The sequence below is a fragment of the Arthrobacter sp. V1I9 genome (assembly GCF_030817075.1).
Classification (GTDB): Bacteria; Actinomycetota; Actinomycetes; order Actinomycetales; family Micrococcaceae; genus Arthrobacter.
In genome coordinates this window covers 966,734-979,992 of sequence record NZ_JAUSYU010000001.1, presented here as the reverse complement: position 1 = coordinate 979,992, position 13,259 = coordinate 966,734, and the positions used below count along the sequence as shown (strand labels likewise).

The following is a 13,259-nucleotide window of genomic DNA, read 5'->3' as shown; positions in this document are numbered from 1 at the left end:
GACATGTTGAAGAAACCGGAAACCCTCTTTGTGCTGGGCTACATGCTGCTCCCCCTGCTGGCTCTGCTGTCCGCCATCGTGGGGTTCACCATGATCCTGGGCGGCAACAAGATCGCCGGCGCCATCGTGCTGGTGGTGGTGACGCAGGCGTTCGCCTTCGGCGCGTTCTTCGCGCTGCGCGCCCGGAAGGCCGCGGTCTTGGAGCAGTCCGACCGGAGCTAGCCATTGGGGAATCCGCGACCCCACACCAAACAGTTCGACGGGTAACGGGACAGCTTCCTGGTGGTCTTCGACTGGGAATCAGTGAGTGACGTAACCGACTGCGCTGTGCCGGTACCGGCGACTAAACTGGACCAATGACTACAGCAGCTACCCCTTCCGTCGGCCTGGTCGGATGGCGCGGCATGGTCGGTTCCGTCCTCATGCAGCGTATGCAGGACGAGGGCGACTTCGCCAACATCAACCCGGTGTTCTTTTCCACTTCCAACGCGGGAGGTGCCTCGCCGTCGATTGCTGGAACAGCAGAAGGCAGCGCAGGCAAGCTCGAAAACGCGTTCGACGTCGACACGCTGGCTAAGCTGCCCATTATCGTCACCGCCCAGGGCGGCGACTACACCAAGCAGGTGCACGGCGAGCTGCGCAGCCGCGGCTGGGACGGTCTCTGGATCGATGCCGCCTCCACCCTGCGCATGAACGACGACTCGATCATCGTCCTGGACCCCATCAACCGGGACGTCATTGACAAGGGCCTGGTCAACGGGACCAAGGACTTCATCGGCGGCAACTGCACCGTGTCCTGCATGCTCATGGGCCTCGGCGGGCTCTTCAAGAACAACCTGGTGGAATGGGGCACCTCCATGACCTACCAGGCTGCTTCCGGCGGCGGCGCCCGGCACATGCGTGAACTCCTCAGCCAGTTCGGCACGCTCAACGCCGAGGTCAGCACGGAACTGGGCGACCCGGCGTCGGCCATCCTGGACATCGACCGCAAGGTCCTGGCCCACCAGCGCACTGACATCGACGCCACCCAGTTCGGCGTTCCCCTGGCCGGCTCCCTGATCCCCTGGATCGACGCGGACCTCGGCAACGGGCAGTCCAAGGAAGAATGGAAGGCTGGGGTTGAGACCAACAAGATCCTCGGCACCTCCGAGCAGGACCGGGTCATCATGGACGGGCTCTGCGTCCGCATCGGTGCCATGCGCTCGCACTCCCAGGCCCTCACCCTCAAGCTCCGCGAGGACCTGTCCGTCGCCGAGATCGAGAAGCTGCTGGACGAGGACAACCAGTGGGCCAAGGTTATCCCGAACACCAAGGAAGCCTCGATGGCGGAGCTGACCCCGGTGGCGGCGTCTGGCACCCTGGACATCCCCGTGGGCCGCATCCGCAAGATGGAGATGGGCCCGCAGTACATCAGTGCCTTCACCGTCGGCGACCAGCTCCTCTGGGGTGCCGCCGAGCCGCTCCGCCGCATGCTCAACATCGCCACCGGGAACCTGTAACCCGCACTCCTTCACAAAAGCGGCCCTGCCCCGCATGAACGGTCCTGCCCAGGACCGCTCAAGCGGGGCAGGGCCGCCTTTGTTGTCAGTCGGACATCTTTCGGGAACGCGCCGCCATGGCAGTAATTCGCTGCTTGAGCTCCACAGGCCGGTCAAGGTGCTTCCATTGGAGCCGAAGGACCAGCCACCCCTCTTCGACTAGCGCGTTCTCCCGCCGGCGTTCGGCGAGAAGGACCTCCTCCACGGGCCGGTAGTCGGTGTACTTACCGGTGCCATCAAATTCGATGATGATCTTTGCTTCCCGGTCAGCAAAATCGGCCCGGAAAAGCCCGCCGGAAGTAGAAATTTCAACCTGGGGTGTGTACGTCCGCAGCCCGAACGAGTGGAGCAGCAGCCGGACCCGGGTCTCGCCCGCTGATTCGGATCGTCCATCCAGCGCGTCCAACAGAAGTTGCACACGCCTGCTCCCCCGTTTCTCCTGCCCTTCGTCCAGTAGTGCCTTCATCTTCATGAGGCTGGCTCCTTTCCGCAACGCGTGGTCACCGATCACGGCAGCGTGTTGGAGCGGCAGGATCCGGGCACAGTCCAGGACTGTCCGCTGCAGGCTGGTTGCCAGGAACTCCCTTCCGTCGCTGGTCCTGATCATGGTGATGTCCCTATCGCTGAGAGTTGCCCGATGCGTCCTGACGTCTTTCGCTGCGCTGGCCCGGGAATTGGCATAGTTCGTGGTGACGTGGACGAGAGGTTGGGCGTCCCAGACCTGGCATTCATGCAGCCTTGCCGCGCTCAGGTGGCTGTAGCGCGCAGCACCGCCGGTGGATACGTGGTGGGCATGAACGAGCAGCCCGTCTCAAACCCACGGCTTTAGCCCGTGCCAATACGAGCTCCGGACGTAGGCGCCCCGCATCAAACGAACAATCAGCCCGCTGCGCACTGCCGCAGTCAGGACCCGGTCTTCCAGCCCGGCTGCAGCTAGCTGTTGAGTCGACGCTACGGAAAAGCCGGGCCAACGCCCGTCCACCAGCGCACGGAGACTGTCAGGTTTCATGGTCAATCATTCCCCTGCCCGCCGGTCGCGCTGGAAGCCTCACTCGGTTGGATGTGGACAACCGGCCGCGCTGTATTCAGCACCAGCGGCCTTGGGCCGCACAAGCGGTGTTGCCCAGGACCGCTTGTGCGGGGCAGGGCCGCTTGAGCGGTAGGGGGAGGCGATTCGCCCGCGTGCCGTCAGTGATCCAGGAACTTCAGGTAGCGTTCAGCGGAGCGGGCTAAGGCAGCCTGGGCCGCAACCCCGGGCGGTCGGTTTTCGTCGAAGAGCTCGGGCACGACGGCGGCACGCGGACCTTTGCCGGTGACCGCCCAGGTGCCTATCACCTCTCCCCCGGCCACCACAGTCTTCTTAAAGACGCCGTTGCCGCCGGGGACGATCTTGTTGGCGTGCTCCGGTGCCAGGACCAGGCTCCGGTCCGTGTAGCCAAGCACAAACTCGTCAAAGCCGGGCAACAGGAGGACGGACCGCTGGCCGGGCACACCGCCGTCGAGCAGGGACGCTGTCGCCGGGGACAGCCAGTAGCTGGTGCCTTCGAATTCCAACTCCACCAGCTCTTCCTTAACGTCTTCCAGCGCCGCCCGAACCTCTCTCAGGGGAATCTGCGTCCACCACGCGAAGTCCCGTACAGTGGCCGGGCCGTGGCTCCGGAAGTAGCGCAAGAGAAACTCCGCGATCGCCTCCTGCCGTTCGAGCTTCCGCGACACCGGGATCCAGCTCGCGAAGTCCACGAGCAGCTGCTGGTTTCCGGCCAGCGGCCCCTGCACGAGCCACCCATGCCGGCACAGCGTCCCCAGGATATGAATGCCCCGCTGGCCGGTGGTGGGCTGCCCTGCGGCCTCGAAGACGGTGAAAAGCTCCGCCCGCCTGGCAGCCCCGCCGCCGGCAACCCGCTCCAGCGCAACGTCGCGGGTCTTCTCTATGTCCGCCCACGTGATGCCCAGTTCGTGGTGCCGGGCGGCGATGCTCTTGGTCAGCCGCGCTGCGGTGAGGTCCAGCATCCAGTGCAGGTCCTCCGGCGCTACAAGGTGCAAGGTGCCCCGCATCGGCCACGACCGCACAACAGCACCCGAGTCGAGGGCTGACCGCACGTCCTGCAAACCCGCTCCCGGTACCCTCACGCCTACAGCCCACAGTGCAGCCTGCAGATCCTGGGCCTGCATCGCCGTCATCCACCGGACCGTCCCGGCCACGGAGGCGGCAGCATCCGGTACCACCGGCGGCGCGGCCTGCATCGGCACCAGCCGTTGGGACGCCAGCCGCAGCCTGCCCATGCTTTGGCGGTCAAGTCGGGTTCCCACCCTCGAAGCCATGGGCCCATCCTAGGCTCCGTACTGGCCCGCCGGCATGGCCGCTAGGGTAGAAGCATGACTTTGGGGAGTTTGTGGCAGTTGCTTGATTTAAGAACGAAGCGGTGGATGGCTGGCGGGACAGTGTCCGTCCTGGCCGGAACGGGCCTGGGGCTGGCCTCCTTGTCCGCCGTCCTGGGAAGCGGGCGTTCTGACCCCCTGCTGCTCCTTCCACCCCTCGCCTTAAGCCTGGGCGGCGGCTACGCGGTACTCTTTCCCGGCATCAGCGTGAACCGGAACGGCCTGCACATCTTCCGTGACTGGCGCCGGCACCCTCCGTTCGGGAAGGCCCTCTGGATCCTGTCCCTCGGCATTGCCGCCGGGGGCCTTGTGACCTGTGTCGTGGCCGGCTTGGCCAACCCGCTGGCCCCCGGCCTGCTCGTCTGGCTGTTTATGGGGCTCTACCTTGCCAGCGCCGGCTGGGCCTCCGCCATGATGGGGGTGGGCTACGCCGTCACGGGGGCACTGAACGCAGAACCTGATGAGGCGCGGGCTACAGTTCCAAGCCGATAAGCAGCGGCTCCGGGTGCAGTTTGATTCCGAAGCGCTGTTCGACGCCGGAACGCACCTCGCGCGCCACGGCCACGACGTCCGCGGCGCTGGCCGAGCCGCGGTTGGTGATGGCGAGCGTGTGCTTCGTGGACAGGGATGCGCGGCCCCCGCTGACGCTGCCCGGCTCCAGGCCGAAGCCCTTGCTGAAGCCTGACTGGTCGATCAGCCAGGCTGCGGAGAGCTTCACCAGCCCGTCCTGGCCTGCCGGGTAACGCGGCGCCCCCTCGGGAAGCGCCGCAGCGACCTCGGCCGGGACGATGGGGTTGGTGAAAAACGAACCCGTGGAGTACGTGTCCCGGTCCTCGGGGTCCCACACCATGCCCTTCGAAGCCCGCAGGCGCAGCACCTCGCGGCGCACGTCGGTGGCGTAGGCGCGTTTGCCCTGCTCCACGCCCAGCGACCGTGCCAGCTCCGCGTAGCGGATGGGTGCGCTCATGCGGCCCAGCGGCAGTTGGAACTCCACGGTCAGCACCACGTAGCGGGGTGAGCCGTTGACGGTGGTCTGCTTGAGGATGGAGTCCCGGTAGCCGAACTTCAGCTCCGAGTTTGTGAACGTCTTGACGGCGTTCCGCTCGCGGTCCCAGGTTCGGACAGCGGCGATGGTCTGGGAAACATCAGAGCCGTAGGCCCCCACATTCTGCACCGGAGTTGCGCCCGTTGAGCCCGGGATGCCGGCGAGGGCCTCGATCCCGGACCACGCGTGCAGGACGGCATGCTGCACCAGCTTGTCCCAGTTGTGCCCGGCCTGCACCACCACGGCCACGCCGCCGCAGGAGTCCTCCGCGTTGACGGTGAACCCTTCCGAGGCGATTTTGACGACGGTGCCGGGGAACCCGTCGTCGGAAATCAGGAGGTTGGAGCCGCCGCTGATGATCAGCAGCGGCTCACCGGCTGCGTCCGCCGAACGGACGGCGTCGATGATCTCCGCCTCGGTCCGGGCCTCGATGAAGGCGCCGGCCGGGCCTCCGACGGCGGCCGTGGTCAGCTGGGAAAGCAGAGTGGAAGTCACCCAACAACCCTATCGGGAAAGTCGGGCCGGGCCTTTCGGCTCAGCTGAGCCGGACCACTGCCTGGGCCTTCATCAGGACTTTCTGACCGGCGGAAACTACGGTGAGGTCGACGCGGGCGGTGCCGGCCTCGGCGTCGAGCTTTCCGATGGTGCCGGTAACCTCGATGGTGGCGCCGGGCTCAGCGGTTCCCGTGGTGTCGGTGACCAGGACCGGCTTGGTAAAGCGGGTCTGGAAGTCGACAACGGCGGCTGGGTCCCCTGCCCAGTCAGTGACCAGCTGAACGGCGGAGCCCATGGTGAACATGCCGTGCGCGATGACGCCGGGCAGTTCCACGCCGGTGGCGAAGGCCTCGTTCCAGTGGATGGGGTTGAAATCGCCGGAAGCGCCGGCGTACTTGACCAGGTCTGTGCGGGTGACCTCGACGGTGCGGCTGCCGATTTCCTGGCCGGCGATGAGTTCGTTGAAGGTGGGGCTCATGGTTACTGTCCCTCTCCGCGGACCAGGATGGATGACGTGGTGGTGGTGACCGGCTCCCGGGAATCATCCGAGCCCAGGACGAAGATTTCGGCACGCGTGGTGATCATCGCTCCGCCGCCCATGGCACGGACGCCGTCCACGTGGAGCTCCGCAACCAGGCGGTCGCCGGCCAGGATGGGCCGGTGGTGGATGAAGCGCTGATCGGCATGGACCACGCGGGAGAAGTCGATGCCTGCCTCGGGATCCTCGATGAGCTGGGCGTCTGCGCGCTGGGCGATGATGATGGCGAACGTTGGCGGGGCAACCAGATCGGTGTGGCCAAGTGCCTTGGCAGCGTCTACATCAAAGTGCGCAGGGTGGGTGGCTTTGACGGAGCGGGCGAATTCGCGGATCTTCTCGCGACCAACGTCATAAACCTCTGCAGCAGGGTAGCTTCGGCCCTGCAGGTCCGGATTGATAGTCATGGGCTCAAGCCTATCGCCAGGCTTGGGAGCGGCCCGAAAGGTTACCGGCGCAGGTTCTTCCGAATGGTTTGGCCACGGACTACGATCCCGGCGATGTGCAGGACCAGGCCCAGCCCAATCAGCGGAAGGGATGCGTTGGCGAGGCCGGGGTTGCCGCTGGTGTTGCCCACCAGGTTCAGGATGATGCCGACGGCGATCAGTCCCATCGCGCTGAGGACCAGGACTTTATAGCGGGTGGGCGCGGTGGCCCAGAATTCGTTCAGCACCCTGCCATTCTACTGGGGTGCGGCCGGGGCCTGCCCCGGTGTTGGCTCGAAGTCAGAACAACGCGTCCTGGACCGGCACCTCGGAGCTGTAGTGGCCCAGTTCGATGGTGCGGCCCTGGAGCTGGCCGAGGTCCACCACGAATTCCAGGTCGGCGTCACCGAGGGCGGCCGGCACAAAGCTGATGACGTGGCGGGCGGTGGTTGCAAGTGCCGCGTTATGGGCACTGAGCCTGGAAGCGGGAGCCGGGGCGGCAAGGGCGGCGGCCTTGGCCGCGGACCGCACCTGCTGCAGAAGCCCGCCGTCACGCGTTACCAGATCCTCAAGGATCCGCACCACACGCCCGTCCGCCGCGCGGGCCACGTAGCTCGCCGCCACGGCACAATGTTCGGCGAGCCGCTGCCACTTTCGAAGATCAGACGCAGTACCTACCTTGCTTGCCCCGTTGGCGAAGGTGGCGACGTAGAGCCAGTACGGCCTGCATCAGGTAGCTGCGCAGGCCGGGCGGGACGCCTCCGCCCCTGTGGAAGTCGTGCATCAGCCGGAAGTCGTCCACCCCACAGCACCGCTCGCATTGGTTCCCGCGGGCCACCGGTGATTGCCCGGCACACAGGACGTGGTCCCGGTGGGCGGGTCCGTGTACGCGGTGGTGGCCAAGGCAGGTTTCCCCTCGGCGGCGAGCCGGAAACCCAGGCGGGTGCCGCCGTCGAGCGCCATCTCCCGGAAAGTGCCGTCCGGAGCCTGCAGCCGCAGCTGCGCAGGAGGCCGGCGGGGCAGGCCAAAAGACCCCGTGGACCAGATAACGGGTATCGGTTACGGGGTCTCCTGAAGTGAAACGTGCGGGTGCTACAGCGCGGGCTGCACCCCAAAGGCTACCGCGAGCTTCATGATCTTCTCGGCGCGGCCCAGGCGGGGCAGGTCCGAGCCGTCGCGGATGACGCGGCCGTTGGCTTCGAAGTCGGCCATGAAGTCAGTGGCCCAGGCGACGTCCGACGGTGTGGGGCTGATGACCTCGTTGATGACGGGGGTCTGGTCGATGGCAAGGCAAAGCTTGCCGGTCATGCCCATCATCACGGTGACGCCGGTCTGCTCCCGCAGGATGGGGTGGTTGGTGCCCACGGTGGGGCCGTCGATGGGGCCGGGGAGGTTTCCGACGCGGCTGGCTACCACCAGTTTGGCACGCGGGTAGGCCATCGCCTCGGCCGTGGCGGCCATGCCGGTGTCCCGGCGGAAGTCGCCGGACCCGAAGGCCAGGCGGAAAGCGCCCTGGGCCTTGGCGATGTTGTTGGCTTCCTCGATGCCGACGGCGGATTCCACCAGCGGGATGACGGGGGTGTTGCCGTCCATGCGGTGGAAGCTCTCGGTGACCTGGTCGGCGGATTCGGTCTTGGCGAGCATCACGCCGAGGAGGCCGGGAGTGCCGCGGAGGCCGGCGAGGTCGGCGGCCCAGAAGGGGCTGGTGGCATCGTTGATCCGGACCCAGGCCTTGCCGCCGGCGGTCAGCCAGTCAACCACGTTGTTCCGTGCCTGGTCCTTCTGGGAAGGGTCCACGGCATCTTCAATATCCAGGATGATCGAGTCGGCGCGGGACACAGCCGACTGGTCAAAAAGCTCCGTCTTCATGGCATTAACAAGGAGCCATGAGCGGGCTATTTCTGCTGGGATATTGCGTTCCGGCCTTACGGTCTCGGTGGCGATGGTAGACGTCATGTATCTACCGTATCCGCCCCGCAACCGGCATTGCGCAGAAATCGGCCCCCTTGTGAGGTTCAATACGAACTAAACCGGATATGACAGGGCTCGCGGTGAAAGTAGCTAGCAGCAAGTGCCGTCATAGAGCTTTAGAACGACACTTGCTGCCATCCGGCTGGGAACGTCAGGGGATGTTGCTGCCCCGCGCCGTGACCCAGAGCCTGTACCACTCGGCCCGGCTCATGGCCTCGGCCACGCGGGCAGCGTCAGCGCAGGCACGGATCCTGCCGGGGTTGACCGTTCCGATCACCGGGGCGATACCCGCCGGGTGCTTCATCAGCCAACCGAGCAGGACAGCTTCGCCTGAGCTGCCATACTCCCCCGCCAGCTCCGCCACCAGCTCTGCGGTTGCCGCTTCGGCCGACGTCGGGCTGTCCTGTTCGGCGCCTGTGTACAGGCCGCGGGCCAGCGAGCCGTAGGCCTGCAGGGTGATCGAGTTGCGGACGCAGTACTCCAGCGTGCCGTGCGGGAAACTGTAGTCCAGGTGCTCGGCATGGTTTACCAGCACCTGGCTTTCCAGCCAGGCCCGCTTCAGCAGGCTCATTTCCAGCTGGTTCGCCACCACCCGGGTTTCCAGCCGGTCCTGCAGCGCTCCAATCTGCGCCCCGGACATGTTGGACACACCCAGCTGCCGGATCTTTCCTTCGGCCATCAGCTGCCCGACGGCGGCGGCAACCTCTGCGGGGTCCGCCAAGGGGTCCGGGCGGTGCAGCAGGAGGATGTCCACGTAGTCCGTCCGCAGCCGCTTCAGGCTTTCGTTGACGCGCTCCAGGATTGCCTCACGGCTGAGGTCGTAGTGCGTCTGCAGGCCGCGTTCGTTCAGCCTGATGCCACACTTGGTCTGCAGCCGGATGCGGTCCCGAAGCCCGGGCGTGGCAGCCAGCACCTCGCCGAAGACGGCCTCGGATTTGCCGCTGCGGTAAATGTCCGCGTGGTCAAAGAGGGTGATCCCCGCGTCCAGCGCGGCCTCGACGGCGGCAGCGGCCTCGTCCACATGCTCACCTGCGTGCGGCTCGTCGGACCAGCTGCCGCCCAGGCCCATGCAGCCATAAACCAGTTCCTGCATCAGCTCAGCTCCTGCATCAGGCGGCGCACACCGGGAGCCATGGTGCTGACATCAGCGCAGCCATGCGGTGGTGGCGGCGGGCAGCTTGCCGTCCTCGAGGGGGGCGCTGCTGGCCAGGACCACGCCTGCCGGAAGGTCGACGGCGGTGTCCCCGAAGTTGGTCACTGACTGCCAGCCGTTGGGCCGGCGGAAGTGCAGGACGTCCGGGGTGCCGGTCTCCACCCATTCCAATTCCTCGCCGGTCTGCAGTTCGCGGCGGAGCTTCAGGGCGGCGCGGTACAGCTCCAGGGTGGAGCCTTGGGTACCGTCCTGTGCCTCCACTGCGTACTTGCTGAACCAGTCCGGCTGGGGCAGGTGCGCGCCGCCGTCACCGAAGCCGAAGGAGGTTCCTTCCACCTTCCAGGGCAACGGCACGCGGCAGCCGTCGCGGCCAACTTCCACCCCCTTGTTACGGAAGAAGGACGGGTCCTGCCGCTCCGACTCGGGGATGTCGGCCACTTCCTGGAGGCCCAGTTCCTCGCCCTGGTACAAGTACGCGGAGCCCGGGACGGCAAGCATCAGCAGTGTGGCGGCGCGGGCACGGCGTTCACCGAGCTCCACATCCAGCTCCTCGGCGGGTCCGCCGGCAAGGAGCCAGTCCTTGCCGTCCTGGCCCTTGGTGCGCTCCTTGCCCTTGGACACCTGGGGCAGGCCGTAACGGGTAGCGTGGCGGACCACGTCGTGGTTGGAAAAGACCCAGGTGGAGGAGGCGCCGGTGGCCGCAGCCTCGGCGAGGTTCCGGGTGATGATTTCGCGGTACTCAGCACCGTCGAAGTCGGCCTGCAGCAGGTCGAAGTTGAAGGCCTGGCCGAGGCCCTGCGGGCTGGCGTAGCGGGCACGCCGCGTGGCGTGGACCCAGGCTTCGGCGACGGCGGTGCGCGGCGGGTTGTACTCGTTGAACACCTCGCGCCATTCGGCGTAGATCTCGTGGACCTCGTCGCGGTCCCAGAAGGGGTGGGTGCCGTCGTCGAATCCGTCCACCCCGGTGTTGGCCGCGCTCAATTCCAGCTTCGAGAGCAGGGGTTCAGTGAGGTCCTTGGTAAGGGCGTGGGCGACGTCCACCCGGAACCCGTCGACGCCCCGGTCAGACCAGAACCGCAGGGTCTTGAGGAAGTCCTCGCGGATCTCCCGGTTGGACCAGTTCAAGTCCGGCTGTTCCTTGGCGAAGATGTGCATGTACCACTGCCCCGGGGTGCCGTCCGGTTCCGTGATGCGCTCCCAGGCAGGGCCGCCGAAAACGGAGTCCCAGTCCGACGGCGGGAACTCGCCGTTGGGGCCCTTGCCGTCACGGAAGATGTAGCGGTCCCGGGCCGGTGATCCCTTGGGTGAAGCGAGCGCTTCCTTGAACCACTCGTGCCGGTCCGAGGAGTGGTTGGGCACGATGTCCGCGATGAGCTTGATGCCGGCCTTATGCAGCGCGTTGGCCATCTCGTCGAAGTCCGCCAGCGTTCCCAGCTTGGGGTCCACGTCGCGGTAGTCGTCCACGTCGTAGCCGCCGTCCGCGAGCGCCGAGGGGTAGAACGGGCTCAGCCACACGGCGTCGATCCCCAGCGACTTCAGGTACGGCACCTTGGAGGTGATGCCTTTCAAGTCGCCAATGCCATCGCCGTTGGAGTCCGCGAAGCTCCGCGGGTAGATCTGGTACACAGAGGCCTGGCGCCACCAGTTGGGATCGGCCAGGCGGTCGGAATCGGAAAGGGTTGCCAGTGTGGCGGTGGTGGACAAGGGGTGATCCTTTGCTTCTTGTCGACTATATTTATTTTGAATCTAAATTTAGTTGCCCGATCATTATCTGGCCCGACGTGCGGAAAGGTCAACAGCATGGCTGACACGGCCCCGGCAACCCCCCAACTGCTGCGCAGGGTCAGTGCCGGCTCTGTGCTGGAGTTCATGCGCTCCTCCGGCGACGTGACCGTGACGGAGGTCATGAAAGCAACGGGGCTGACGCGTGCTACAGGCATTGCGGTGTGTGAAGACCTCAAAGAACGGGGCTGGATTCGGGAGCTGGAAAACCAGCGGGCTTTTGGCGGGTACCAAAAGGGGCGACCCGCCAGGCGTTTCGAGCTGAACGAGCGGGCCGGCTACGTACTGGGCATGGACGTCGGGGTGTCCAAGGCAACAGTGGTGGTGTCAGATCTCCGCGGAAATTCTGTTGGCAGGTCAAGCCTGCCGTTCCCGGAAGCGGAAATTTCGGCGGAGGAACGCGTCTCGGTCATCGACCGCGCGGCCCTTATGGCCCTTGACAGCGCGGGCGCCCCGCCCGATTCTGTCCTGGCCGCAGCCGCCGGCATCGCCGCCCCCGTGGACCGGAACGGGGACGTGCTGGTGACCCAGCACTTCTGGGGACTGTTCGACGTCGGCCTGAAGTCGGCGCTGCGGGAGCGGCACGGCTGGACAGTGCTGCTCGAAAACGATGCCAACCTTGCAGCCCTTGGGGACCACTGGCGGGGCGCTGCGGCGGGAGTCGAGGACGTCGTCGTGATTCTTGCCAGCGAACGCCTGGGGGCAGGGATGCTCGACGGCGGGCGGCTGCTTCACGGCAGCCGCGGCGGCGCCGGCGAGCTCGCCTTCCTAGAGCAGGTCCAGGGCGTGGGCGACACGTTCGGCATTGCGAGCCTCGCCCGGGCCTGGGCCGCAGAAGCCCTCGCCGGCAAGGCCAGGACGTCCCTTCGCGCCCACCTGCAGCATGGCGGAGCGGAAGCCGAGCACGTCTTTGCGGCCGCCGCTGGCGGGGATGACGTGGCCCTGAAGATCCTCGACCGCCTGGCCGACAGGATGGCCCGGGTCATCGGCGCGGTGGCCACGATGCTCAACCCTGAGCTCGTGGTTATAGGCGGCGCCGTGGCCAACTCGGCCGGTGTGCTGCTGGAACCGATCGCCGGGAAGCTGAAGCAGTTCACCGCCACGCCGCCGCGGGTGGCGGTATCGCCGCTGGGCGACTCGATCGTCACCGTCGGTGCCGTGCGAGCCGCCCTGGACTATGTGGAGAAGAACTCCTTGGACCTGGAGCTAACCGGCGCAGTCAGCTAAGTGACTCCAGCGCGGCGGCAACCGGCAGCGAACCGTCGCAGAATTCAATCATCCGGCCAGCCGTCTCCGGCAGGTCCAGCACCGCGGCCGCCACGATGGCCGTGTTGCTGCGCGACGTTCCCCGGTCCCCCTCTCCCGGCTCAGGGTCCACCTTGATCGAGCCGGTGCCGGGTTTGTCCGTCAGGGTGCCGGGCCCCAGGATGGTCCAGGCGAGGTTGGTGCCGCGAAGATAATCATCAGCGGCGGCTTTGGCTTCGGCGTAGGCGAAGAAGTCGTTGTTCTCCGGCACGCCGTGGTCCTTGCGGGCTCCCAGGTAGGACACCATCACGTAGCGGTTCACTCCCGCCTGCGCTGCGGCGTCCATCGACCGGATGGCCGCGTCCCGGTCCACGGCGTACGTGCGGGCCGGGTTCCCGCCGCCGGCGCCCGCGGACCAGACCACGGCGTCGTGGCCCTGCAGCGCCTCGGCGATTGCCGCCGTCGTCGAATTCTCGATATCGAGGACCGACGGCGTTGCGCCCGTCTCCGCGACCTCGGACGTATGGTCCCGGTTGCGGAAAAACGAGGTGACGCTGTGGCCCTCTTCCGTTAGAAGGGCGGACAGGTGGAGGGCCACTTTGCCGTGGCCGCCGATGATTGCGATTCGGGTCATGGCCCCATTCTGCTCCCCCGCCCCGCGGATGCCACACCCCACGGCGCGCCGGGCTGT

General features: G+C 66.5%; 16 protein-coding genes. 4 read left to right on the top strand and 12 right to left on the bottom strand.

Going from position 1 to position 13,259, the window contains the following annotated elements; translation table 11 throughout:
- Positions 1 to 3: 3 nt before the first annotated feature.
- Positions 4 to 222 carry an NF038396 family protein gene (locus QFZ70_RS04630; RefSeq protein ID WP_307094311.1) on the top strand — a complete coding sequence of 73 codons (219 nt, stop codon included), beginning with the start codon at positions 4 to 6 and terminating at the stop codon, positions 220 to 222.
- A gap of 134 nt (positions 223 to 356) precedes the next feature.
- The gene (gene asd, locus QFZ70_RS04625) at positions 357 to 1,499 is read left to right on the top strand and encodes an aspartate-semialdehyde dehydrogenase (RefSeq protein WP_307094310.1); all 1,143 of its coding nucleotides are present in this window, start codon (positions 357 to 359) and stop codon (positions 1,497 to 1,499) included.
- Positions 1,500 to 1,584: 85 nt separating this feature from the next.
- On the opposite strand, the gene QFZ70_RS04620 is transcribed toward asd, so the two are convergent.
- The 3 genes from QFZ70_RS04620 to QFZ70_RS04615 all read right to left on the bottom strand — a co-directional run bounded on the left by QFZ70_RS04620 (position 1,585) and on the right by QFZ70_RS04615 (position 3,860).
- A complete protein-coding gene (locus QFZ70_RS04620; RefSeq protein ID WP_307094309.1) occupies positions 1,585 to 2,145 on the bottom strand; it encodes a hypothetical protein in 561 nt (186 codons plus the stop codon).
- 204 nt (positions 2,146 to 2,349) lie between these two features.
- Entirely contained in the window at positions 2,350 to 2,547 is a 198-nt protein-coding gene (locus QFZ70_RS18950; protein ID WP_373461533.1) for a type IV toxin-antitoxin system AbiEi family antitoxin domain-containing protein, read from the bottom strand.
- Between the two features lie 179 nt (positions 2,548 to 2,726).
- On the bottom strand, positions 2,727 to 3,860 hold the full coding sequence (locus tag QFZ70_RS04615) for a winged helix DNA-binding domain-containing protein (RefSeq protein ID WP_307094308.1): 1,134 nt from the start codon (positions 3,858 to 3,860) through the stop codon (positions 2,727 to 2,729).
- Positions 3,861 to 3,965: 105 nt separating this feature from the next.
- On the opposite strand from QFZ70_RS04615, the gene QFZ70_RS04610 reads away from it, so the two are divergent.
- Positions 3,966 to 4,409, top strand: a complete 444-nt coding sequence (locus tag QFZ70_RS04610) for a hypothetical protein (RefSeq protein ID WP_307094307.1) — start codon at positions 3,966 to 3,968, stop codon at positions 4,407 to 4,409.
- On the opposite strand, the gene QFZ70_RS04605 is transcribed toward QFZ70_RS04610, so the two are convergent.
- The 8 genes from QFZ70_RS04605 to QFZ70_RS04570 all read right to left on the bottom strand — a co-directional run bounded on the left by QFZ70_RS04605 (position 4,390) and on the right by QFZ70_RS04570 (position 11,245).
- Positions 4,390 to 5,457: a UDP-N-acetylmuramate dehydrogenase gene (locus QFZ70_RS04605; RefSeq protein ID WP_307094306.1), complete on the bottom strand. Its 1,068-nt coding sequence runs from the start codon at positions 5,455 to 5,457 to the stop codon at positions 4,390 to 4,392. The genes QFZ70_RS04610 and QFZ70_RS04605 overlap by 20 nt on opposite strands.
- A 40-nt stretch (positions 5,458 to 5,497) precedes the next feature.
- Positions 5,498 to 5,935 (bottom strand): MaoC family dehydratase, encoded by a 438-nt coding sequence (locus tag QFZ70_RS04600; RefSeq protein WP_307094305.1) that lies wholly within the window; start codon positions 5,933 to 5,935, stop codon positions 5,498 to 5,500.
- A 2-nt stretch (positions 5,936 to 5,937) separates the two neighbouring features.
- Complete coding sequence (locus QFZ70_RS04595; RefSeq protein ID WP_307094304.1) at positions 5,938 to 6,399, bottom strand: MaoC family dehydratase N-terminal domain-containing protein; 462 nt, start codon at positions 6,397 to 6,399, stop codon at positions 5,938 to 5,940.
- A gap of 41 nt (positions 6,400 to 6,440) precedes the next feature.
- A complete protein-coding gene (locus tag QFZ70_RS04590; RefSeq protein WP_307094303.1) occupies positions 6,441 to 6,665 on the bottom strand; it encodes a DUF3188 domain-containing protein in 225 nt (74 codons plus the stop codon).
- Positions 6,666 to 6,717: 52 nt separating this feature from the next.
- Complete coding sequence (locus QFZ70_RS18945) at positions 6,718 to 7,041, bottom strand: hypothetical protein (protein ID WP_373461532.1); 324 nt, start codon at positions 7,039 to 7,041, stop codon at positions 6,718 to 6,720.
- 468 nt (positions 7,042 to 7,509) lie between these two features.
- On the bottom strand, positions 7,510 to 8,373 hold the full coding sequence (locus tag QFZ70_RS04580; protein WP_307094302.1) for a CoA ester lyase: 864 nt from the start codon (positions 8,371 to 8,373) through the stop codon (positions 7,510 to 7,512).
- A 166-nt stretch (positions 8,374 to 8,539) separates the two neighbouring features.
- A complete protein-coding gene (locus tag QFZ70_RS04575) occupies positions 8,540 to 9,481 on the bottom strand; it encodes an aldo/keto reductase family oxidoreductase (protein ID WP_307094301.1) in 942 nt (313 codons plus the stop codon).
- 51 nt (positions 9,482 to 9,532) lie between these two features.
- Positions 9,533 to 11,245 carry an alpha-amylase family glycosyl hydrolase gene (locus tag QFZ70_RS04570; protein WP_307094300.1) on the bottom strand — a complete coding sequence of 571 codons (1,713 nt, stop codon included), beginning with the start codon at positions 11,243 to 11,245 and terminating at the stop codon, positions 9,533 to 9,535.
- Between the two features lie 96 nt (positions 11,246 to 11,341).
- On the opposite strand from QFZ70_RS04570, the gene QFZ70_RS04565 reads away from it, so the two are divergent.
- On the top strand, positions 11,342 to 12,550 hold the full coding sequence (locus QFZ70_RS04565) for an ROK family protein (protein ID WP_307094299.1): 1,209 nt from the start codon (positions 11,342 to 11,344) through the stop codon (positions 12,548 to 12,550).
- On the opposite strand, the gene QFZ70_RS04560 is transcribed toward QFZ70_RS04565, so the two are convergent.
- The gene (locus tag QFZ70_RS04560) at positions 12,543 to 13,202 is read right to left on the bottom strand and encodes an SDR family oxidoreductase (RefSeq protein WP_307094298.1); all 660 of its coding nucleotides are present in this window, start codon (positions 13,200 to 13,202) and stop codon (positions 12,543 to 12,545) included. The genes QFZ70_RS04565 and QFZ70_RS04560 overlap by 8 nt on opposite strands.
- Between the last annotated feature and the right edge of the window lie 57 nt (positions 13,203 to 13,259).